Source organism: Acinetobacter sp. YH12126, assembly GCF_013418745.1.
GTDB classification, from domain to species: Bacteria; Pseudomonadota; Gammaproteobacteria; order Pseudomonadales; family Moraxellaceae; genus Acinetobacter; species Acinetobacter amyesii.
Window position 1 is genome coordinate 96,217 of record NZ_VPBM01000009.1, and the last position, 22,534, is coordinate 118,750.

Annotated in this window: 19 protein-coding genes; 7 read left to right on the forward strand and 12 right to left on the reverse strand. The window is 39.1% G+C overall.

The features are described from left to right. Window positions 1-17 precede the first annotated feature (17 nt). Window positions 18-1,781, reverse strand: coding sequence for an ABC transporter substrate-binding protein (locus tag FTU62_RS08530; protein WP_373886347.1), 1,764 nt, complete (start codon window positions 1,779-1,781; stop codon window positions 18-20). Between the two features lie 67 nt (window positions 1,782-1,848). Next, window positions 1,849-3,576, reverse strand: coding sequence for an ABC transporter substrate-binding protein (locus FTU62_RS08535; protein WP_180102457.1), 1,728 nt, complete (start codon window positions 3,574-3,576; stop codon window positions 1,849-1,851). 774 nt (window positions 3,577-4,350) lie between these two features. On the opposite strand from FTU62_RS08535, the gene FTU62_RS08540 reads away from it, so the two are divergent. The 5 genes from FTU62_RS08540 (at window position 4,351) to FTU62_RS08560 (ending at window position 9,673) form a co-directional block, all read left to right on the forward strand. Beyond that, window positions 4,351-7,062 (forward strand): TonB-dependent receptor, encoded by a 2,712-nt coding sequence (locus tag FTU62_RS08540; protein WP_078194235.1) that lies wholly within the window; start codon window positions 4,351-4,353, stop codon window positions 7,060-7,062. Between the two features lie 148 nt (window positions 7,063-7,210). After that, window positions 7,211-7,909 (forward strand): energy transducer TonB, encoded by a 699-nt coding sequence (locus FTU62_RS08545; protein ID WP_180055273.1) that lies wholly within the window; start codon window positions 7,211-7,213, stop codon window positions 7,907-7,909. A 28-nt stretch (window positions 7,910-7,937) separates the two neighbouring features. Then, window positions 7,938-8,801, forward strand: coding sequence for a MotA/TolQ/ExbB proton channel family protein (locus FTU62_RS08550; RefSeq protein ID WP_078194237.1), 864 nt, complete (start codon window positions 7,938-7,940; stop codon window positions 8,799-8,801). Window positions 8,802-8,815: 14 nt separating this feature from the next. After that, window positions 8,816-9,241 carry a biopolymer transporter ExbD gene (locus tag FTU62_RS08555; RefSeq protein ID WP_180102423.1) on the forward strand — a complete coding sequence of 142 codons (426 nt, stop codon included), beginning with the start codon at window positions 8,816-8,818 and terminating at the stop codon, window positions 9,239-9,241. 18 nt (window positions 9,242-9,259) lie between these two features. Beyond that, on the forward strand, window positions 9,260-9,673 hold the full coding sequence (locus FTU62_RS08560) for a biopolymer transporter ExbD (RefSeq protein WP_078190075.1): 414 nt from the start codon (window positions 9,260-9,262) through the stop codon (window positions 9,671-9,673). A gap of 104 nt (window positions 9,674-9,777) precedes the next feature. On the opposite strand, the gene FTU62_RS08565 is transcribed toward FTU62_RS08560, so the two are convergent. The 6 genes from FTU62_RS08565 to FTU62_RS08590 all read right to left on the reverse strand — a co-directional run bounded on the left by FTU62_RS08565 (window position 9,778) and on the right by FTU62_RS08590 (window position 14,977). Then, window positions 9,778-10,236 carry a nucleoside deaminase gene (locus tag FTU62_RS08565; protein WP_180102424.1) on the reverse strand — a complete coding sequence of 153 codons (459 nt, stop codon included), beginning with the start codon at window positions 10,234-10,236 and terminating at the stop codon, window positions 9,778-9,780. Between the two features lie 39 nt (window positions 10,237-10,275). Then, window positions 10,276-10,920, reverse strand: a complete 645-nt coding sequence (bioD, locus tag FTU62_RS08570) for a dethiobiotin synthase (RefSeq protein WP_180102425.1) — start codon at window positions 10,918-10,920, stop codon at window positions 10,276-10,278. After that, complete coding sequence (gene bioC / locus FTU62_RS08575) at window positions 10,917-11,705, reverse strand: malonyl-ACP O-methyltransferase BioC (RefSeq protein ID WP_180102426.1); 789 nt, start codon at window positions 11,703-11,705, stop codon at window positions 10,917-10,919. The genes bioD and bioC overlap by 4 nt, the downstream gene beginning before the upstream one ends. Window positions 11,706-11,712: 7 nt before the next feature. After that, window positions 11,713-12,870 carry an 8-amino-7-oxononanoate synthase gene (locus FTU62_RS08580; RefSeq protein WP_180102427.1) on the reverse strand — a complete coding sequence of 386 codons (1,158 nt, stop codon included), beginning with the start codon at window positions 12,868-12,870 and terminating at the stop codon, window positions 11,713-11,715. Then, window positions 12,867-14,159, reverse strand: a complete 1,293-nt coding sequence (gene bioA, locus FTU62_RS08585; RefSeq protein WP_180102428.1) for an adenosylmethionine--8-amino-7-oxononanoate transaminase — start codon at window positions 14,157-14,159, stop codon at window positions 12,867-12,869. The genes FTU62_RS08580 and bioA overlap by 4 nt, the downstream gene beginning before the upstream one ends. Window positions 14,160-14,245: 86 nt before the next feature. Next, the gene (locus FTU62_RS08590) at window positions 14,246-14,977 is read right to left on the reverse strand and encodes a YqiA/YcfP family alpha/beta fold hydrolase (RefSeq protein ID WP_180102429.1); all 732 of its coding nucleotides are present in this window, start codon (window positions 14,975-14,977) and stop codon (window positions 14,246-14,248) included. A 189-nt stretch (window positions 14,978-15,166) separates the two neighbouring features. Here FTU62_RS08590 and FTU62_RS08595 point away from each other — a divergent pair, with 189 nt between their 5' ends. Next, a complete protein-coding gene (locus tag FTU62_RS08595; protein ID WP_180102430.1) occupies window positions 15,167-15,733 on the forward strand; it encodes a peroxiredoxin in 567 nt (188 codons plus the stop codon). A gap of 57 nt (window positions 15,734-15,790) precedes the next feature. Here the strand turns inward: FTU62_RS08595 and bfr are convergent, their stop codons facing one another. From bfr to FTU62_RS08610, 3 genes are all read right to left on the reverse strand, one after another. Further along, on the reverse strand, window positions 15,791-16,255 hold the full coding sequence (gene bfr / locus FTU62_RS08600) for a bacterioferritin (protein ID WP_067762676.1): 465 nt from the start codon (window positions 16,253-16,255) through the stop codon (window positions 15,791-15,793). A gap of 372 nt (window positions 16,256-16,627) precedes the next feature. Continuing rightward, window positions 16,628-17,602 (reverse strand): 23S rRNA (adenine(1618)-N(6))-methyltransferase RlmF, encoded by a 975-nt coding sequence (gene rlmF, locus FTU62_RS08605; RefSeq protein WP_180102431.1) that lies wholly within the window; start codon window positions 17,600-17,602, stop codon window positions 16,628-16,630. 348 nt (window positions 17,603-17,950) lie between these two features. Then, window positions 17,951-18,439 carry an immunity 26/phosphotriesterase HocA family protein gene (locus FTU62_RS08610; RefSeq protein ID WP_078194246.1) on the reverse strand — a complete coding sequence of 163 codons (489 nt, stop codon included), beginning with the start codon at window positions 18,437-18,439 and terminating at the stop codon, window positions 17,951-17,953. 438 nt (window positions 18,440-18,877) lie between these two features. On the opposite strand from FTU62_RS08610, the gene FTU62_RS08615 reads away from it, so the two are divergent. Then, window positions 18,878-19,942 (forward strand): aldehyde reductase, encoded by a 1,065-nt coding sequence (locus FTU62_RS08615; protein ID WP_257223134.1) that lies wholly within the window; start codon window positions 18,878-18,880, stop codon window positions 19,940-19,942. Between the two features lie 62 nt (window positions 19,943-20,004). Here the strand turns inward: FTU62_RS08615 and FTU62_RS08620 are convergent, their stop codons facing one another. Further along, window positions 20,005-22,182 carry a TonB-dependent siderophore receptor gene (locus FTU62_RS08620; RefSeq protein ID WP_180102433.1) on the reverse strand — a complete coding sequence of 726 codons (2,178 nt, stop codon included), beginning with the start codon at window positions 22,180-22,182 and terminating at the stop codon, window positions 20,005-20,007. Window positions 22,183-22,534: the final 352 nt, after the last annotated feature.

The window sequence follows — 22,534 nt, forward strand, 5'->3', positions numbered from 1 at the left end:
TCCAGTTTTGTTCCATTTTATTTTTTCGGGTCAATATCGATGTACATCCATTCTGTTGCCAAAATTGGATGCTTTTTATAACCAATCACGCGTGGTTGTGACAACACACTACGGTAACGTGCATAATTAATTTGGACAGGCATGTACACTTCTAATATGCGTGACATTTTCCGATAGATTGCATCACGCTCCGGTCCCGGCTTCATACGCTGTGTCTGTTCATATAAACGGTCGTATTCAGGTATTTTTGAACAGCCGTTGTTGGTGACATTGATATTTTTGCCATAGAACAATTGCATAAAATTGTCTGCATCTGGATAGTCTGCGATCCACGCAGATGCTTTAAACATTGTTTGACACTGTTTTTCGGCTTTTAAAGCTTCTGCAAATGGCATCGACTTTGTTGTCATTTTAATTTTGATGCTATCTAAAGTTTTCTTCCAAAATTCACCCAACTGCTGACTACGGCTACTATTGCCTGATATCGTCATTTCAATCGTAAGCGGTTTACCATTCGGTTGAGTACGCCAGCCATCTGCGCCGACTTTATAGTTATAACGATCGAGCAATAAATTTGCCGCTTTAACTGAGTATGGAATACTCGACTTATAATTCGGGTCATAACCGACAACGCCGAGTGGAATTGGGCTTTGTAATTTTTGTGCATCACCATTCATCAAAATTTTGATTTGATTATCTGCTGAATAAGCCATCGCCATTGCACGACGTAATGCAATTTTTTCTTTACTAAAACCTCCAACCACAGGGTTTTGCATATTCCAATAGTGATAGTCGATAGAGGGGTCAGAAATCCGCGACATTTGGATGCCTTTTTTAGCCAACTCAGGCTTTAGCTCTCCATCTTTTAAGGCTTGTACCGACAAATCTCCATCTAGTACCAACAAATCCGCTTCATTTTTTGCAAAGGTCAACCAACGTGATTGTGATTCTTCCATCACCTGAATATCAATCACGCCAATTTGCGGCATTTTTTTGCCTTGCATGGCTTTTACAATCTTTTCATCTTTGGCATCTGATGCTTTAAAGTCCCAGACAAAGCCACGATAGTTTGGATTGGCCTTTAAAATAATTCGTGAACCAGGTGTCCAGCGTGTCAAAATATATGGCCCTGTGCCCACAGGTTTACCCATCACAAAACCCGCTTTGTCTCGATATTTTTCGACCACTTCACGTGCCATGGCTGAGGCAGGTTGATGAGCCAATAACATTGGAAAGTTTTGATCTGGAGAATTTAAACGAATGACAAGGGTATACCGATCAGGGGTTTGTATGCCTTCAATGGGCGCATCATAATCAAACTTACCTGTTTTTTTTGCCTTTTCTAAAACCTTCTCCATCCCTAAAATACGACCATCAAGTAGCCAACTGTTTGGTGAACGAAGTTGTGGATCGACTAAACGTCTAAAGGTATATGCATAATCAGCCGAGGTTAACTCTCTTTTCTTGCCCTTAAATACAGGATCATCAGCAAAATAAATGCCTTTTTGCAGGCGAATGGTATAAGTCAAACCATCAGCACTGATTTCTGGCATCGCAGCCGCCGTTTTAGGAACCAACTTTGCTGGTGATGCTAAATAGTCATAAGTATATAAGGTTTCAAAGATTGAGGTATTCACATGTGCAGAATACAGATCATGTACGCCAACTGGGTCAAAACCTGTTTCTGCGACAGGGAAAATATGACGTAAAACTTTATTTGGATCTGCTGGATTCTTTGCCAATGCTAATGTCGGCATCGCACTGAACAACACTCCCCCCATCAAACACGCTGTAGCAAATTTGGTGAGCGTAAAATTCGAATTTCGCTTCATTGTAATCCTGACTCAATTATTTTTTACTAGGCTGAATATCGAGATATTGCCAACTGGTGTTCATCATTGGATGTGTTTTATACCCCTGAATTTCAGGGTGAATTAACCAATTACGAATCCGTGTAGAATGGATAATCCAAGGGTTATCCGCTTCAATTTGACGGTTCATTTTTTCATAAAAAGGTTCACGATCTTTAGGTTTCAACACAATAGCTTGCTTATATAATGCGTCATAAGCTTTAGATTGATAACAACTTAAATTCCCTTGTCCTGAATTTGGCCCATATAGTAATTGAGCAAAGTTCTCCCCTTCAGGATAATCTGCAATCCACGCTCCAGACCACATCATATATTTACATTGCATTGCTTCTTTTAAATTGTCAGCAAAGTTACTGACCTTAAACTGTACCCGTATCCCAATGGCATCGAGATTTTTTTTCCACAACTCAGATTGAATCACCGATTTAGAGCTATTTTCAGTATTTATTTTTAAGATCAACGCTTTACCATCGGGCAAGGTTCGATAACCATCAGCACCTTTCTTATACCCAAATCGATCCAGTAATTTATTAGCCAGCAATGGGTTATATCCCAAACTACTGCGATATTTTGGATTAAAGCCACTCACGCCTTCTGGTAAAAACATTTCAGCCTTTACGGCCTGCCCTTGATATAACTGTTTAATCGATTCAGCTTGATTGTATGACATGCTGATGGCACGGCGTAAAGCGATCTTTTCAAGGCTTTGACCACCGACAAGCGGGTCTTGCATATTGAACATGCTGTAGGTGATTTCAGCGTCTTTATTTGGATAATGCTTAATGCCGAGCTTTTGCATATCAGGCTTAAGTTTATTTTGAGAATCTAAGGCTTGTGGGACAGCATTTGAGGTCAATTTATCAAAATTTAGCTGCCCTGTTTTAAATGCTAACCACCGTGACTGTTCTTCTTCAATAATACTGACGGAAACCTTGCCGATTTGTGGCATTTTCTTCCCGTTCATTTCTTTGACTAACTGATTGTCCCAAGCGGTGCCTGTCGATTTAAAATTCCAGACAAAACCACGATAATTCGGGTTTGCAACCAATTCTATCTTGCTACGTGGAACATATTTACTGAGCTGATACGGTCCTGTTCCAACAGGATGCTGTGCAATTTTATTGCCATAAAATTCAACAACTTCTTTTGAAATTGCACCAAACGCAACATAGGCCAAAATATATTGAAAATTATAGTCAGGGCGCGTCAAAGTAATTTGCAAAGTATAAGGATCTATCGCTTTTAGGCCGGCAATAGCCGCATTGTAATTAAATTTTCCTGACTTCTTTGCATCCGCAACGACCGCATCCCCTCCTAAGATTTTGCCATCAATAAATGAATAGGTCGGAGAACGGTTAGCTGGATCTAAAATTCGTTGAATCGCGTAAATGTAATCTTGCGCAACTAGCTCGCGTTTTTTTCCCTTAAAGGCTGGATCATCTGAAAAATGGATGCCTCGTTTGATTTTGAAGGTATAGACTTTTCCTTCTTGTTCAATCTTTGGCATCGCTTCAATAGTATTTGGAACAAGAACAACAGGACGTGCTAGATAGTCATATTTCAATAAGGGTTCAAAAATTGCTTCCGCAATATTGCCACTATAATAATTATAGGTTTTGACCATATCAAAACCATCATCCGGTGCTTCAAATGCAATATTTAAAACTTTATTCGATTGTGCAGAAGCTTGAACCTCGGCCATCATCCCTATTGAAATTAATAATGCAAGGAGCGCTATTTTAAATTTTCTAGTTTCCAAACCTTTTCCTTTCTGATGATTTTTTAATAATACAAAGCCGCGAGCAGACTTTAAATAAAGCCACCTTTACTAAAATAAAATGAACCAGTTTAAATTAAGTTTTAAACGTAGAACTTAATACAGTAATTAATATAAAGCGAAATTCATGCCACCACTCCTTGGTTGAAAGTTATCTGAATTAAATATCCTTTTAAATTCATTTTTTAAGATAAATTTATACTAATAGCGACTTTCCGAGTAAAGCTCGTTTTTATCAAAAATTCAACTCTTGTTGTTGAACGCATCCAAGCATATTTTGCACAAATATAATACATTCCTGATTCATAATGGATCACCTTCAGATGAAATGACAAGTCATTAGCATATAAACCAATGAATTATATGTTTTTATTTTTTATTTATTTCTCTTATTAACCTTATAAATCAAACACATAAATATGAATTAATTCACACTTTTTAAGGTTTAATTTGCACCTAATCATATTTTTAAAAAAACTTTTGATCAAAAGTTAAATTCCTGATAAAACCTAATTAAAAGGATAACTTTAAAAAAAATATACTTACCGTTCATCTTAAAGTTCTCCACTTTAAACTCAATAATGTAGATATTTATCAGTATTTTATATTTGAAAATAAAATTTAAATATAAATTTGGCACTTGAATTGCTTAAAAAGAATCAAGCAATATCGCTAACTACAACAAAAAGGAATACTTTTACTATGAAAGAGAAAAAAAATGCTAAATCTGTGGGGGGCACACCATTTAGCAAAACAATACTTAAATTAAGTACTCTTAGTTTAAGTATGCTGTGTTTATCTTTAGCGCATGCAGCAGAAACAAATGAAGAAGAAACAGTAAAGCCAACGAAAGTAGCCAAAGTAACTGTGACTGGTTCATCCATTAAAGGGGTTTCTGCTCAAAGTTCTTCACCTATTACGGTGATTAAAGTTGAAGAATTAACTAAACAAGGGGTTACAACGACTGAAGAAGCTTTAACTAAAATTAGTGCGAACCAAGCGGGCTACAGTACAGCGCAAAACGTTGGTGCAAGTAATACGTCAGGCTCAACAGCGAACTTACGTGGCTTAGGATCAGATAAAACCCTCGTCTTACTTAATGGACGTCGTTTGGCTTATAGCCCATTTAGTACATCTGAGACCAACTTAAATACTATTCCGCTTGCAATGGTTGAACGTATTGAGGTTTTACGTGATGGTGCCTCTGCAATTTATGGTGCAGATGCAATCGCAGGTGTAATTAACTTTATTACAAAAAAACAATACACTGGCTTAGGTATTAGCGGTGGTTTACTCAAACCAGAAGATAAAGGCGGCGAAGAATACGATGTTTCGATTTTTGGTGGCTATGGCGACTTAGATGAACAAGGTTTTAACGTTTATGGCGCAATTGACTACCGTAAAGCCAAAGAAATTATGGCAAAAGACCGTAAAGTCAGCCGTCGTGGTGGCCTTCTACCTGAGTTAGGTATCGATGCTGGTTCAGCAAATGGCTTCCCTGCTAACTTTCTTGATCCAAACGGCGGGCCTTTAGATGCTGACGGAAATCCTGAAGGTGTATTAGCGAACCCGTATGGTGGTGCAGCTAATTGTAATAATTTAACCAATGTCACTGAAGATGGCGGACTCTGCTTCCTTAATACGCAAGCTTTAATTGGTATTCAGCCAGAAACTGAGGACTTGTCTGCAATTGGTCGTGCAACCATCAAACTTAGCGATAACTTCAACGCTATTGGTGAATATGTCTATGCAAAAAGCAAAGTGACGACATCTATTGCTCCAGACGTCTACAGCCGCTCTGTCACGATTCCTAAAAGCAGTCAATATTATCCAGGCGAGGGTATTACCCCTGGTGTTGATGGTCTAAGTGGTGATCCATTACAACTTTACTTACGCTCTCAAGCGGGCAACCGTGTTTCACAATCTATCAATGAATCTCATCGTATTTTTGCTGGACTTGAAGGTGAAGCATACGGTTGGGATATCAACGGTGGCGTAACTTACGCAAAAGGCGAAGCATCAGATAGCTTTGTTAGTGGATACTTAAATCGTAACAAACTACAAGAAGGATTAAATGACGGCACAATCAACCCATTTGGTCCATCTGCAGATGCTAACGTTTGGACCTCATTAAATGTGAGTGGTACAACAAACGAAGCAACACTTGATTCCACAACATTTGACTTTACCGTGAGCCGCCCGATTTACACCTTACCAGCTGGTGATGTTGGTTTTGCATTTGGTGGAAGTTTTACAACCCAAGATTGGGAAGCAAAAGTAAACTCTGAGTTAGTACGCCTTGTACCAGGTAGTGGTATTGACCCTGACAAACCTCTGAGTAAAGGTGACCGAGATATTACTGCCGCTTTTGCTGAGCTTCAAATTCCAATTACCAAAACAATTGAAGCTCAACTTGCAGCACGTTATGACGACTACAGCGATTTTGGCGACACTTTCAATCCAAAAGTCGGTATTCGTTGGGAACCAATGAAGCAACTTATGTTCCGTAGTACCTACAGTACTGGTTTCCGTGCTCCAAGCCTTTGGGAAATTAATGCGCAACAAAGTAAAACCTACACTGGCGCAAAATATAACGACCCTGTCCTTTGCCCAGGCGGTAAACCAACCTCAACTCAATATCAAACCGAATGTAATACTCAGTTCTACCGTATGCAAGGTGGTAACCCAGATCTTCAACCAGAAGAATCTAAAACATTTACAGCCGGCTTTGTTTACGAACCAATTAAAAACTTAGTTTTAGCTGTTGATTATTACAACATTGAAATTGACGAATTAGTTGGCCAAGTGGGTGAAACTTCAATTTTTGAAGATCCTGAGAAATATGCTTCATTATTCGTGCGTGGTGCCGATGGTCGTATTGAATACATCAATACCATTCTAATGAATACAGGGGGTATTAAAACTCAAGGTATCGACATTAGCTTAGATTATCTTTCACCATTAACCGCGACAGGTCGTTTCGGCTTTGGCATTAATGGTACCTATGTCATCAAAAATGACTATCAAGAAGAAAAAGATGGTGCTTGGGAAGGCTTAGTTGGCGTGTATGACGATCCAGCTGTTTTACGTTGGAAACACACAGCAAATCTAAACTGGAGTTATGAAAACTGGAAAATGATTTTTGAACAACAGTTCTTCCGTGGTTATGACGACCAAAACCAAACTGGGAAAGCACAGTTCGACAAACATCGTGTTCCTGACTACACCCTTTATAACATTGCAACAACTTACAGTGGATTTAAAAACTTAGAGCTCACTGGTGGTATCAAAAATATCTTTGCTGAAGAACCTGCAGCATCGAACGTTTTAGATAACTTCCAATATGGCTATGACCCACGTTATAGCGATCCTACTGGTCGTACATTCTATGTCCGCGGTACTTACAAGTTCTAAAAGCTAAATTTGCAAGTACGATTCCAATAGGAATCGTACTTGCACTATTTATTTAATTAATTAGTCAAACATAAAAAATGCAAAAAACACTTATATCTCAAGTGCCAATTTCACTATTGATTGTTTGTCTCACATTTCAGGAGTAGTAATGGGCAAAAGCTTTTCCGAATTAGAAAATAATTCCGGCAAACGCCTGATCGGAATTGGGGCAGTCATTCTTCTGCATCTCATTGTACTCTACGGATTAATTACTGGCCTGTCCAAAAAAGGTGAGAAAACTGTAGAAGAACCTGTTGAATTAATCATTATTCAAGATAAAAAACCTGAGCCAGAAAAACCGAAACCAATTGAAAAACCACCTGAATTACCAAAACTCGTTAAGGAAGTGCTCAAAACACCAGACCCTCAACCTGAACAAAAGGTCGTTGAAAAAGCTGCACCAACTCAAACAGTTAAAGCCGTTTCAACACCTACGCCTACAGCTTCCCCATCTCCTAGTCCTGTGGCAGCACCAGCACCTGTAGCTGCAGCAGCTCCAGCACCTGCCCCTGCTCCAAAACCAGCTGGGGAAACACGTGGTGCATCTGAGGGAAGCGTTGGATGTAAAGAACCAGATTACCCTCGTGAAGCTGCAATGGCAGAAGAAGTAGGAACTGTCCGCATCTCTGTATTGGTTGGGCCTGACGGCAGTGCGAAACAAGTGAAGGTCAAAAAATCGAGTGGTACTAAATCTCTAGATAAGGCTGCTAGCAAAGCATTCAGCTTATGTACATTTAAGCCTGCACTCAAAAATGGTGAGCCAGTTGAAGATTGGTTTGATATTGAATACGAATTTAAACTTGATTAATGAATCTACAAAAATTTGGAGAATATAAATGAATAAAATGATGAAATCTGCGCGTATTTTTGCATCTGCTACAGTTTTAGTAACAAGTACATTACTCCCACTGCAAGCAGCATTTGCTGAAGAATCTGCAAATACTGCAACAACACAAGTAGAAACTACGAATACAACAAATACACCTGCACCGCCACCGATGCCTACAGCAACCAAAGAAGTCTATAACCCGTATGGCTTAGAAGCACTATGGCGTGAAGGTGACATCGTTGCTAAATCGACACTCTTTATCTTGGTCCTGATGTCAATTGGAACTTGGTACATCATGGTCACTAAATTTATTCAACAAGCTAAAATTAAACGTCAAGGCAAAGAAGCCGAAGCTAAATTTTGGGATGCTGCTTCAATTGATAGCGCAGCAGAAACCTTAGACGAATCGAGTGCATACCGCTTTATTGCAGAAAAAGGCATTAATTCAACCAAAAAACATGGCGGTAATCTGCTGGAACGTATCGACTTCAACACATGGGTGACTATTTCAATCCAGCGTGCTATCGATAAAATTCAAAGCCATTTAAGTGGTGGATTGGCTTTTCTCGCAACTGTCGGTTCGACTGCACCATTTGTGGGTTTGTTCGGTACAGTTTGGGGTATTTACCATGCTTTAACGGCAATTGGTATTTCAGGTCAAGCATCTATTGATAAAGTTGCAGGCCCAGTCGGTGAAGCCCTAATTATGACGGCAATTGGTTTGGCTGTAGCAGTACCTGCGGTTCTTGGCTATAACTGGTTAACGCGTCGTAATAAAGCAGTTCTAGATAATGTTCGTACCTTTGGTTCAGATCTACACACCGTACTTTTAAGCGGTGAGATCAAAAACAATAATAACGACACAAAATAAGAGAGGCATCAGCCATGGGAATGATGGTCAATTCAGATGGTGACGAAGATGATGTAATTTCAGCCATTAATACAACACCTTTGGTTGATATTATGTTGGTGCTGCTCATTATTTTCTTAATTACAGTACCTGTTGCAATCCATACAGTTCCGGTGAAGTTACCTGAGGAAAAGAACACGCCTTATGAAACTAAACCGATCAATATTCAGATTGCTGTCAATAAAAATGGCGATATCTTCTGGAATGAAAAATACATTGCAGATAAAGACACGCTGATCAGTCGACTACAAGCGGAAGCTAAAAAGCGTCCGCAACCTGAAGTTCATATCCGTGGCGATCAGGTGACAAAATATGAAGCGATTGATGAAGTCATTAGTGCAACACAAACAGCAGGAATTGGCAAAATTGCTTTTGTCACCACTCCTGTTGCCGCACCATAATCGGATGAGGGACAAGGTATGGGAATGAATGTCGGTTCCGATAAAGACGATGATGTTATGTTGGACGTCAACATGACGCCATTGATCGATGTGATGTTGGTTTTGCTCATTATGTTTATTATCACAATTCCAATTCCAAATAACTCGATCAATATTGATTTACCAAACGGTACGCCACCGCCAACCAATGAAAAGCCGCCTGAGCCGGTCACCTTACGCATTGATGCGCAGGGTAAATTATTTTGGAATGGTCAACCCGTTGCCAATAAGCAAGCTTTAGAAACACTTTTTGCTGGTGTTGCACAACAAGCAGATCAAGATACGATCAAAGTGCAACCTGACAAAATGACAGAATATAAAGATGTCGCTATGGTGATGGCAGCAGCACAACGTTTGAATGTCAAAAAAATTGGTGTCTCAGCAAATCAATAATTGCTCTCCAACAAAAAAAGCCAACTGATCACCTCAGTTGGCTTTTTTAATTCTTCACAGAAATCTATACAGTTAGTGACTCAGAAAGAAACTCTTATTATTTATTAAGTATTTTTCTGCTTCCAAAAATCATATAGCTCATGATCACAGTTTGGCTTTAACTGACTAAAACTCAACCCTTGCTGTTCATGAGGTTCATGTCTTAATTTTTCGGCAATCTCTGCTGTAGATAAGCCATAGGCTTCTGCATCAGCATTTGAATAGGCATATACAATTTTTTCAACTCCAACCATTCGCAGAGCTGCCAAACACATTGGACACGGTTGTCCGCTCGCATAAATGACACAGTCCTTCAAAGACGTCGTATTTAAATTTTGTGCGGCTTGTCTTAATGCATTTAACTCGGCATGAGATGTCGGATCGCCCGAGATTAATATTTGATTCACCCCTGTACTCACCACAACGCCATGCTTAACGATCACAGCACCAAATGGCCGACCACCTTGCTCAATATTTTCTTTCGCAAGTTGAATCGCAAGTTCTATAAACGCATGATCCGTCATAAATACGCCCAATCATTGTTAATATAAAGAGTTAGCCCATTATGCCAATACAGGAACATCAATCCATAATGCTTGTGGAAAGTGTTTCGCTAAATATGCTTTTAAATATTCAGCAGTATCTTTAGAAATCAATGCATCTTGCGATTCATCATTTAAATTATAAGCCAGTGCATAAAGTGCCAAGCCACGACTTTTTAGTGCTTCCAAACTTAAAATCGTATGGTTAATGCTGCCCAAACGACCTGATGTCACCAAAATAACGGGATATTGTTTCTCTACAACATAGTCGATGGTTAAAAGATCCGTGGTTAATGGCACCATCAACCCACCCGCACCTTCGAGTAAAACATTGTCATATTTTTCAGTTAAACGTTTTGTCGCGTATTCGATTTTAGCAAAATCAATGTCACGTCCATCGATTTTGGTGGCGAGATGTGGCGATGCAGGATAACTAAATATTTCAGGCATCGTGAGTTTGGTTTCATCTTCGACCAACAACCCTGTACCCATAATTTGACGATGTTGTTCTATATCCTCAGAAATATCGACATTGCCTGTTTGGATCAACTTTTGCGTGATCGTTCGCGCCCCTTGTTCATTCCATATTTTAGCCAAATAGCCCGTGGTATATGTTTTCCCGATGCCTGTATCGATCCCACTAATGAAATAAACTTGCCCTGTCATGGCATTCTCCGTGCAATACAAAAAATCGGATGATAGGTCAGTGTATAACGCATCTGCCCAGTTTCATCACGCAAAGAAAACTGTTGATATGCTGAATAAAAATCAAAGAGCGATTGTTTCGTCCAACGAAAATGTGAGGCTGTCGCAGTCACACCTGTCGCTTTTAAATGCTGCAAAACCTGCTTTGGATGATCAAAATATAATGCCGCTGTCTGCTCTGAAAGATGCAGAATTTCAAAACCATTTTGACTTAATATAGCTTGAAGCATGTCGATATCGAGGTAGTCCAAACCCTGCCCAGTCAAAGCTTTTATTTCCTGTAAATTCTGCTGTCCAAAGGTCGAAAAACAAAAATATGCCTCTGGATTTAAACTTTGAAAAGCTTTTTCGACAATGCCCGCAAAGTTCCCTACCCATTGCAAAGCCGAACTCGATGCGATCAAGTCGATATGCTGTGGAAATTCAAGTTGTTCGATATCTCCAAGTCTGTAATGAATCTGCGGACTTGACTGAAAATACTGTTGAATTTCTGCATATAGATCATTTAAAACCAAACGACTGATTTGCATATTTTCCAGCATTAAATGGCTTAAATTCCCCGAGCCACATCCAATTTCAAAAAGCGTTTCCACAGGATGATTTTGCAACTTTGGACAATACTGCTGCATCAACTCAAATAAATGTTGAGCAATCTCTTTTTGTGCTACGGCATGTTCAGCATAGCTGTGCCCTGCCTGAGCAAAGCGTAACGCCACTTGGGATTTATCAATCTCAAAATTATTCACAAGTCACTCACAACAATTGAGTCAACTGATCCAAATCAGTTTGTGTAATCTGAGCAGTGAGTGAAATGCGTAAGCGCGAACTATGCTGCGGCACAGTGGGTGGACGTACAGGCATGATATAAAAACCTGCCGCTTGCAAAGCTTGAGCCTTGGCAACAGTTTTATTCGACTCGCCAATAATGACAGGCACAATATGTGATGTAGATGGACAATCAAAACCTTTGGCTTGCACAGCTTGTTGCAAATTTTGACTGATTTGCTGTAAATGGTGACGCTCTGCTTTTAAATTTAAAACATTCTTGAAAATAAAATCTGTCCACGCCATACAGATCGGGGGCTGTGCGGTACTAAAAATCAACGGTCGCATCGAGTTAATCAAATAGTCACGAATAATCGCATGACAGATGAGATATCCCCCTATTGAAGCCAGTGCTTTACCAAATGTACCGACTAAAAGATCAATATCATCCATCACCCGATATTGCTCAGCACAGCCTAAACCACGCTCACCGCGCACACCGATCGCATGTGCCTCATCGACATACAACATCACTTTAGGAAATGGTTTTTTGATCCGTACCAATTCAGCCAAATCGGTTTCATCACCATCCATACTAAAAATCGATTCAGTCACCACAATGATCCGCTCAAAAGCCTCATCTTCATGATATTTGCATAAAAGCTGAGAAAGATGCGCCAAATCATTATGGCGATAACGTACATATTTCGCACTCGATAATCGGATGCCATCAATCATACTGGCATGAATCAGCTTATCCGCCAATATCAAGGTTTTACTGTCTGCCAGTGCAGGTAAAATCCCGATATTCATGTGATAGCCACTGTTAAATAACAGTGCAGATCGGCCATGAAAGGCATCACTTAATGTTGATTCAAGTTGTTCATATTCAGGAAAGTTTCCTGTCAATAAACGCGATGAGGATGAACTCATCCAACGCTGTGCGTTCGGGGTTTCATCAAAGAATTGTTCACGTAGGTGTAGGTTTGAAGCCAAACCTAAATAGTCATTTGACGCTAAATTCAACATGGTATGATCGTGAATACTAATGTAACGATCATGCTGATGATTTGAAGTGAACTGACGTAAGTTGCCTTGCTGTTTTAGTTGATCAAGTTGATCTGAAAAATGGTTGAGCAGATTCATGCTGGCTGCACCATGTTTTTCACCACCTCAACCATGTGTTCTAACAAATTTTTTAATTCATGCTCTGAAATAATATATGGGGGCATAACATAAACCAGCTTACCGAATGGACGAATCCAAATACCACGACGGACAAACTCCTGTTGTAGGGTTTTCATATCTACATTAAAGGTCAATTCCACCACACCAATTGCACCAAGTATTCGTACATCTTTGACATGTTCAAGCGATGAAAGTGCTGGTAAATGAAACTTCAATTGTGTTTCGATACGTCGAATATTCGCTTGCCAATCTCGAGACAGCAGCAGTTCGGTACTTTTTACAGCCACAGCGCAAGCCAAAGGATTTGCCATAAAGGTTGGCCCATGCATAAATACACCTGCCTCACCTTGACTAATGGTTTCTGCGATATGCTTGGTAGTCAGAGTTGCTGACAAAGTCATATATCCGCCAGTCAAGCCTTTGCCAATACACATAATGTCCGGCTCAACTTCAGCCCATTCCCATGCAAATAATTTTCCGGTACGGCCAAAGCCTGTGGCAATTTCATCAAAAATCAATAAGACCTGATATTTCTCACAGAGTAATTTAGCTTGACGCAAATATTCAGGGTGGTAGAAACGCATGCCTCCCGCACCTTGCACAATCGGCTCAAGAATCAATCCCGCAATATTTTCATGCTGTTTAGAAAGAGTCATTTCTAATTCTTCAATATCCGACTGATCCCAAGCATCATAAAAGCCAACTTGAGGCGCAGGAACAAAAAATCGATTTGGCAAACTTGAACCAAAAATCTGATGCATCCCAGTCACGGGATCACACACAGACATCGCATTCCAAGTGTCGCCATGATAGCCAGAACGTGGTGTGACAAAATTGGTTTTATTCGGTTGATGCAAAGACGCCCAATACTGCACTGCCATTTTCAAGGCTACTTCGACAGCAACCGAACCTGAATCGGCAAAGAAAATTTTATCTAAACTGGGCGGGGTGATTTTTAACAGTAATTTAGCCAGTTGAATCGCGGGATCATGTGTCAATCCACCAAACATGATATGAGACATCTGTTGCAGTTGATCGGTCACAGCTTGATTTAGCTCAGGATGGTTATAACCATGAATCGCACACCACCATGAAGACATACCGTCAATCAATTGACGACCATCTTCAAGCTCAATCATCACCCCTTGCGCACGTTTCACTTTAAACGTTGGAAGGGGCTGAGTCATCGATGTATAGGGATGCCAAATATGCTGCTGATCAAATTGTAGATCGGTTAAATTGGCCATCCCTCACTCCATGTATCAGGCTTAAACATCAATGAGGCAAGATGTTAAACCCATGGCAATGAAAAATAAATTGCCATAAAGCCCAGCTAGTCAGAGATTTGTTCTATTTTCTTTAAATATTGGCAGATTTTGCAACTTATGACTTCAGATTCAAACAATGGAAAGCCATGTGAGCCAGAAACCAATTCAGTTTCTAAAAATTCTACTGCTAAATTTCGCAATAAACGTTCAACTTTGTAACTAACTAAATAATCTTGCTTGGCAAATACATGATATTGATAACCACTATAATTTTTTAAGATGCTTACATTATTTAATTTTTCCAAGCAATTCAAACCCGCACGAAGTACATCTAAATTTTGCGCTTGAATCAAACTTTGCAAGGTGATGAAATCCTGCTTGGTGCTATCAGTACCCTGACAAACCATATAACCAAACTTCTTTAAGGTAGAAATCGTATCCTGCTCGAAAGATTGTTTGAAGCTTTGAAAAGTCGCTTGATCCATCGCAGCAGACCACTTTTCATGAGCCACAAAACTTGGATTTGAGCCAAGTGTGATCAGCACTTTTTGTTGTTGATATTTTTTTTGAATTTCATCTACCAATATCGTCGCCAATTGACCACCAAGTGACCAGCCAATAATCACATCAAATTGCTTCGCCAATTCAACTTTCTGTTCGAGCACTGCTAGATTTAAGGCATCAAAAATATTCCATAATTCGACCTGATAACCTTGTGTGATCAATGCCTGCTGTAAAGGAGCAAGTAATTTACGACCGCCGCCCCAGCCAGTAATAAGTAAAATATGTTGATTCAATGCAAACTCTAAAATTAACCGATTCCAAATAGTATAAAAGTTCAAAGTAAGTTTGATAGTGGCATTTCAGCACATCAACCGATTTGCAAAATACATTTGGAATCAATTTCAATAGATATAAAATCTGACTGCCTACATCGCTTTAAAGTTTGCTAAGATCAGATAAAGAACAATATAAACTGATGCTCTATGAAAGTTTCTTCATTGCTAAAAATCTGTTTAATGACATGTGCTTTAATAGCAACCACCCAAATCACAGTTGCCGAAACATCAATACTCAGCACCAGTCAAAACAAACAAAAACAATGGGTAGGCACACCCGCACCCAACTTTAAATTACAAGATCAAAACGGAAAATGGCACGAACTGAAGCAATATCAAGGGAAATGGCTCGTTCTGTACTTTTATCCCAAAGACAACTCACCCGGTTGTACAGAAGAAGCCAATCAATTTAAAACCCTGTATCCACAATTTTTAAAAACTAATGCGGTTGTTTTGGGCGCAAGCTTAGATGATGTTGCATCACATCAAAAGTTCTCTAAAGCACTCGGACTTCCCTTTCCAATTCTTGCCGACCAACAGCATAAGCTGGCGACACAGTTAGGTATTGTACGAAACTTAGGGATTTTGAAAGTTGCCAAACGTGAAACCTTTCTGATTGATCCGAAAGGCATTATTGTGTATCACTACAGTAGTGTGAATACACAGACACATGCGGCGCAAGTTTTGGCAGATATCAAAAAACTACAACAATAGTTTTCATGACTTAATAAAAAACCCAGCTTGTGCTGGGTCTTTAGATTCTTTCGCAATTTACATTTGAGACTGAATATAGTTTGGTAAGCCAATCAGTTCGATCAAACGCATTTGCTTTTCAAGCCAGTAGGTATGATCTTCTTCAGTATCCGACATTTGCTGACGTAGCATGTCACGGGTCACATAGTCACCTTTTTCTTCACACAATTTTACGCCTTGTGCTAGTTTCTCACGAACATGATATTCAAGCGCCAAATCTGCTTTTAAACAGGTCACGACGTCTGTACCGACTTCAATATCATCACGATTCATATTCGGCGTACCTTCAAGGAACAATACACGACGAATCAATGCATCTGCATGTGAGCCTTCTTCTTGGCTTTCATGATCGATACGTTCAAAGATTTTACTTAAGCCCCAATCTTCATACATACGGGAATGAATTAAGTATTGATCACGAGCAGCCAGTTCGCCACCGATCAGCATATTTAAGTAGTCTACGACTTCTGGATTGCCACGCATTTTCTTCACTCCATACCCTTTTCAAATATTATGGACAAGTTTCAAAATGAATGCAAAATATAATTTTTGTAAGTTTATGATTTATATAAAATTTAAATGATAAACATACGCATTTGCAGTTCAATTCCGCGCATTTTTCACATATAAAAGAAGCCCTTGCAGAAAATTTAAGGCATTTAGAACACGAAATAATTAAAAATCGCTAGATGCTGTTTTTTGTAACAATTAACAATGTGTCTTGTTTAGCAAAAAATCGCCGGATTGATCCAAGACGCCATACTTGCACTGCCTCGCCTCTATTCATGGAATAGTGCACTGATGACCCATGCATTGCAGTCAAGAGTAAGGCGAATATTTACAAAGAAGACCGACTTAAGCTGAAGTCCAACGTGCATTCTTCCACGCTTGCTGTTGCCTTAAATCTAGAAAAGTCCAAGCGACAAAACGGCTTTCTTTTTGTCCCTGCGTCATTTTAATGGTTTTCACATCCACTGCACCGCTCTTCGCTAAGGCCTTTAAAAGCACTGGCAATGTTGTTTTCTTGGAAACCAGCGTACTAAACCAAAGACATTGTTCAGCAAACTGGATGCTCTCTTGTACCATTTGGCAGAGAAATCGCTCTTCGCCGCCATCACACCAGAGTTCGTTCTTTTGACCGCCAAAGTTTAATACCACCTTGCTCCGATCAACTGGCTTGCCCAGTTTTCTTAATTTTTGCGTTGCTGTCGCGTTGGCTTCATCTTGCGAGGCATGAAATGGTGGATTACACATGGTCAAATCAAAACGATCTGAAGGTTTAATCACACCATTAAAAATATTGCTCGCTTTTTTTTGCAATCGAATCTGAATGCCTTTACGCAGATTCGGATTTGCCTCCACAATAAATTGAGCACTTTTAACGGATGCAGCATGTATGTCTGAGCCGACAAATTTCCAGCCATAGCTCCGATGACCAATGATCGGATAAATACAGTTCGCGCCCACCCCGATATCTAAGACTTGAACAGCGTGTCCAGTTGGAATCTGCCCTTTGTTGTTGGCACTTAACAAGTCAGCCAAATAGTGAATATAGTCAGCCCTGCCCGGAATAGGCGGGCAAAGAAAATCTTTGGGAATATCCCAATATTGAATGCCATAAAAATGCTTAAGCAATGCTTTATTGAGCATTTTCACAGCGTGTGGATCAGAAAAATCTACCGATAAATCATTATATTTATTTGGGCTGACAAAAGGTGCAAGTTCCGGACAACTCTTAATGAGTTGAGGAAAATCGTAACGACTGCGATGCAGATTTCGTGCATGTAATTCCGATTTTTGCTGCGGAAAAGATTTCTTTACTTGCGCCATGTATATGCCAATATTCAACGGGAGAACAGAATCATCTGATAAGGCAGGATCAATACCTGCAAATTAGTCAATATTGTACGTGAATTTGACCATCAATGACGCCCCTATCCTTTTATTTGTCTATCTGAAAATCAATAACCACTTGGAAGTCTATTCTTATTTTATTTAGACATTTTTGTTTGCTATATCATTAAACAAAACCTTGGAACATTGATTAAATAATAGTCGCGGAACATGAAGAATCAAAAAAAATTCCACTCGGTGATGTCTGGGTTTTTCGCACCAGCATAAAGCAACGATTTATATCAAATAAAAATAGGATTTCGTATAGCGTGTATTATGTTAATTTTAAGATGCAGAGGGTTTAGGGCGTAATTGTTTAACCCACTCATTCGGAACACCATTAAAATGATCTCTTAAACGATCTTCTACATGTTCAGGATCCCATACAGCAGCACGTTCCAAATCTTTTACTTCTTCATATGTTGCTGGAATATCGATACCTTCTGTTCCATCTTCATAATAAATAGAAATTGAATGATCAAACATATCTTGCTTAAAGAAGTAAACCTTCTGTTTTAAATCGTCATTTAATTCTACATTCCCAATAATATGCCATTTCTCGGATTTAAATGCGTAATTCATGACAGGTACTTTAAACAAAATCGAATGTGATGTTATGAAATTAACATTCAATTCTAAATTTTTCGTCTGTAAATTGTAGAACCCTGCCAATGGAGATTTTAAAACTATGCCATAGCCATAGCTTAGATTCCCCAAATTAATTGCAATCACATCACCTTCTTTAATTCTCTTACGTTTTGTTCTTTGTTCCATAATTTCTGATCTACTTACCAAAATCTCAAATACATTCCTGCAAATAATAAGGTTCTGTCACATTAAGAAACTAGCTTAATTTACTATTGAGCTTTACAGAAGCTAATAGAAATAAACTATTTAACATAATGGCTGTTATACGAAATGAAGAAGCCTATAACTCTTATCTAGGCTTTAAATTAAAGCTCACAAGTTAGATATGACTCTTTGTCCATTTTTCTGTGAGATTTTGCATCCATACTCATAAGAATATACATCTATCCAACATTCATCCCATATTTACGTTTTTAAGATCAATAAAAAAGTACTTTTACAGCATTCTCTGCTGAATTTAGTGCGCATTAAACCCAATCATCAACATATATTTTTTCAAATCAATCAAAGACAAAACTAAATATTCTCAATATGATAAAAATGCGTCTATTAAAGTTGAAGAATATGAATAGCAAGACAACAAAACAGATACTCGTCACAGGCGCGACAGGCTATATTGCCAGTTGGGTCATTAAAAACTTACTTGAATTAGGGCACACGGTACATGCCACAGTTCGTGATCTGAATAAAACATCAGGATTTGCACATCTCGAAAAAATTGCAGCTGATACAACTGGCACTTTAAAACTGTTCCAAGCCAATTTATTGGATGAGGGTGCATTTGATTCAGCCATGCAAGGTTGTGACATTGTGATCCACATGGCATCCCCTTTTGTAGTGACCAACTATAAAGACGCAATAAAAGACATTATTGAGCCGGCTATTTTAGGCACTGAAAATGTGCTCAACAGTGTCAATAAAACAGAATCTGTACAACGTGTTGTCGTGACTTCAAGCATCGCATCAACCTATGGTGATGCCATTGATATTCTACAGACCGAGCATAATGAATTTGATGAATCGCATTGGAATACCTCCAGTACAGAAACCCATCAGCCTTATCCATATTCAAAAGTGATGGCAGAGCGCAAAGCGTGGGAAATGCAAAAAGCACAAAACCGTTGGGATCTGGTCTGTATTAATCCAGCACTGGTCATGGGGCCATCTTTAACAGCGTCAACACAGTCAGGAAGCGTTGAAGTACTACAACAGTTTGCCAATGGTATGACTTTGGCCGGTGTTCCACCAATGTGGAATGGAATTGTCGATGTTCGCGATGTTGCCGATGCGCACGTACAAGCAGCTATCAATCCCGCAGCAAGCGGACGTTATATTATTAGTGGTGGTACTTTAAGTTTATTAGAAATGGGGAAAATATTACGCTCGCATTTTGGTAATAAATTTCCATTTCCGCGCAATACCTTACCGAAGTTTGCCTTTAAAGCCTTTGGCCCTCTTGCAGGTTTCCCGCGAAAGTTTGTTGAACTGAATATGGGTTACCCGATTTACTTTAATGCTGAAAAAAGTAAAAAAGAATTGGGCATTGAGTACCGAGATATTCAACAAAGTGTGGTTGAACATTTCCAACAATTACTCGATGACGGTGTGGTGAAGCAATATATTCCGTAAATCATTCATTTGCAAAAAAGCCACCCCGCAGGTGGCTTTTTATATAATAAAACTAAACTAACTTAGAAATCAAAAGTCACGCCGACTTTATAGGTACGTGGACCACCCACTAAGGCATAACCTGAGTTGAATGTACCTTCCCAATATTTTTCATCAGTCACGTTAGCAATATTGGCTAAGAATGTAGTATTTACACCACCCAAATTGGTTTTATAACGCGCACCTAAATCTAAAATTGTATAGTCTGGTAGTTTAAGTGCATTGGTTTCATTTAAGTACTGTTCACTCACGTAGTTTGCACGCGCATTCACATTTAATCCATCTACATAAGGTACTGCATAATCTAAGCCAAGCGTTGCGGTAAAGTCAGGAATACCATATACCGAATTACCTTGATTAGTTACACCATTTTTCACCGCTGCTTTGGTATATTCAGCATCGATATACGCCAAACTACCCATCAGATTTAGACCTGTATAAATCTCTCCTGAAAATGCCCATTCCACGCCACGTGAACGTGTTTCTGCATCATCTGTGGTAATTTGATTGATTGTACTATTGGGTTGACCATCAGAATATGAAGATACCATGGTCGATGGTTTTTCAATTTGATAAAGGGCAAATGTATTCAACCAAGAACCTGCTTGATATTTTGCACCCAATTCATATTGTTTGGTTTGGAATGGCGCAAAGGTGACATTATTGTTGGCATCTGCAACGTTATTCACCGTTACACCTTCAGAAAGACCTTCAACATAGTTTGCATAAATAGAAAGATTCTCACCAAATGGTTTAACCACAACACCTAAGCTTGGCGAAATTTTATCATCTTGATAGCCAGTCTTTCTTTGTAAATTCTTGGTATCGATATCCTGATAGCGTGCACCAACAATCAGCTGCAATTTATCATTTAACATTGAAATCTGATCAGATACCGTATAGCTGGTATATTTATTATCTAAATTCGGTTTAACCATTGGGTACGCTGAAGGCATCCCTACAGTCGTGTTGGGATCATACAAATTAGTTGAATCAATATTCTCTTGCGTCGCTTTCACATGCTGATCTGTTTCTTTGGTCAAATAATCAGCTCGGACATTTATAGCATGTTTTATAGCACCCGTATTAAACTTATAATGAATACCTGTATTTGCTGATGTAATCGACTCAGATGACCCTGTACGATAGTACTGTGAAGTTGCATGACCATCAGCTTGCCCTACGATAAGACGTGTACCAAAAATGTGCCCGCTATAGACCTTTTCAACATGCCCTACACCCGCATACACATTTAAATCAGGCGTGAATGCATATTCACCACTTAATCCTACAAACTCACTGTCAGTATGACCTTCTAAATTCCTAAAGTAATTGGTATCTCCTTTAGGCGCATCAAGTACGCCATTATAGATATGACCATGTGCGTCTTTCACGCCGAACGCGACCATTGCAGGTGACCCACCATTACGATCATCACGTACCGCATAGGCATCAAAATTAAGTTTTAACTTATCCGTTGTATAGTCTGCAGCAATTGCACCTGATGCATGTTTATCTTCCATGCCTTCAATAATGTGCTCACCTTGACCATAAGCACCATTCACACGTAGACCAAATTCTTTTTCAGCACCAAAACGTCGCGAAACGTCAAAACCTGATTGGTAAAAACCACCTTCTTCCATTGAAGCTGAAACTTGAGTTTTTTCTTTATCTGCACGCTTAGTTTTAGCGATGACCACACCACCGACCCCACCAGCAGGCGACATACCTGCAACCAAGGCATTCGGGCCTTTTAAAACCGTTACCGAATCTAGAATTTCAGTCGGTACGCGTCCATAAGGCGCCATACCGTACATACCATTGAGTGCAATGTCATCGTGATTGATGTCAAAGCCACGAATATTAAAGTTTTCGTTTATATGACCTTGGTTGGTGGTAATACGGATACTCGCATCATTTTTTAAAACTTCACCAACTGTCCTAGCCTGCTGTTCTTCAATTAACTTTTCACTATATGCAGCAACGCTAAAAGGCGTATCAACAATTTTTTTATTTCCCAGTGCACCAAGGTCTGTCTGCGCTTTCAATTTTCCATTTGCAAGCTGCTTTTCGGCTGGCACTTCAACTTCAATTGTTTCAAGCACGGTTCGCTCTGCTGCATTTACTACTGCAGATGTACCCACCCCTAAGATCGCGATTGAAATCGCACGGACTAAATGAGTTTTTGGAAAATTGATCATTGTTGAACGCTTAATTTATTTGAATAAGAATCATTATTATATTTAGAATAATTCTTAACTGTATCATGAATCCCGATGATAATATTTTTTTAATGAAAAATATAAATATTCATTTTTTATAAATTGTAGATAAGACAAATGTAAATAATTGTTTATTATTGATTTTATAAAAAATATAAATACAATCTGTGTATGTTCAATTAAAGCTCTTAGGCAAACAAATGATTAATTAACATACAAATAATTTGAATTTTTACATGCTTTATTGCCTTTGAATAGATGTATCCATTTACATCCTACGATTATTCAAAAGTTAATAAGGCATTTTGGTTAGTGCCTTTTAGCCAAATTT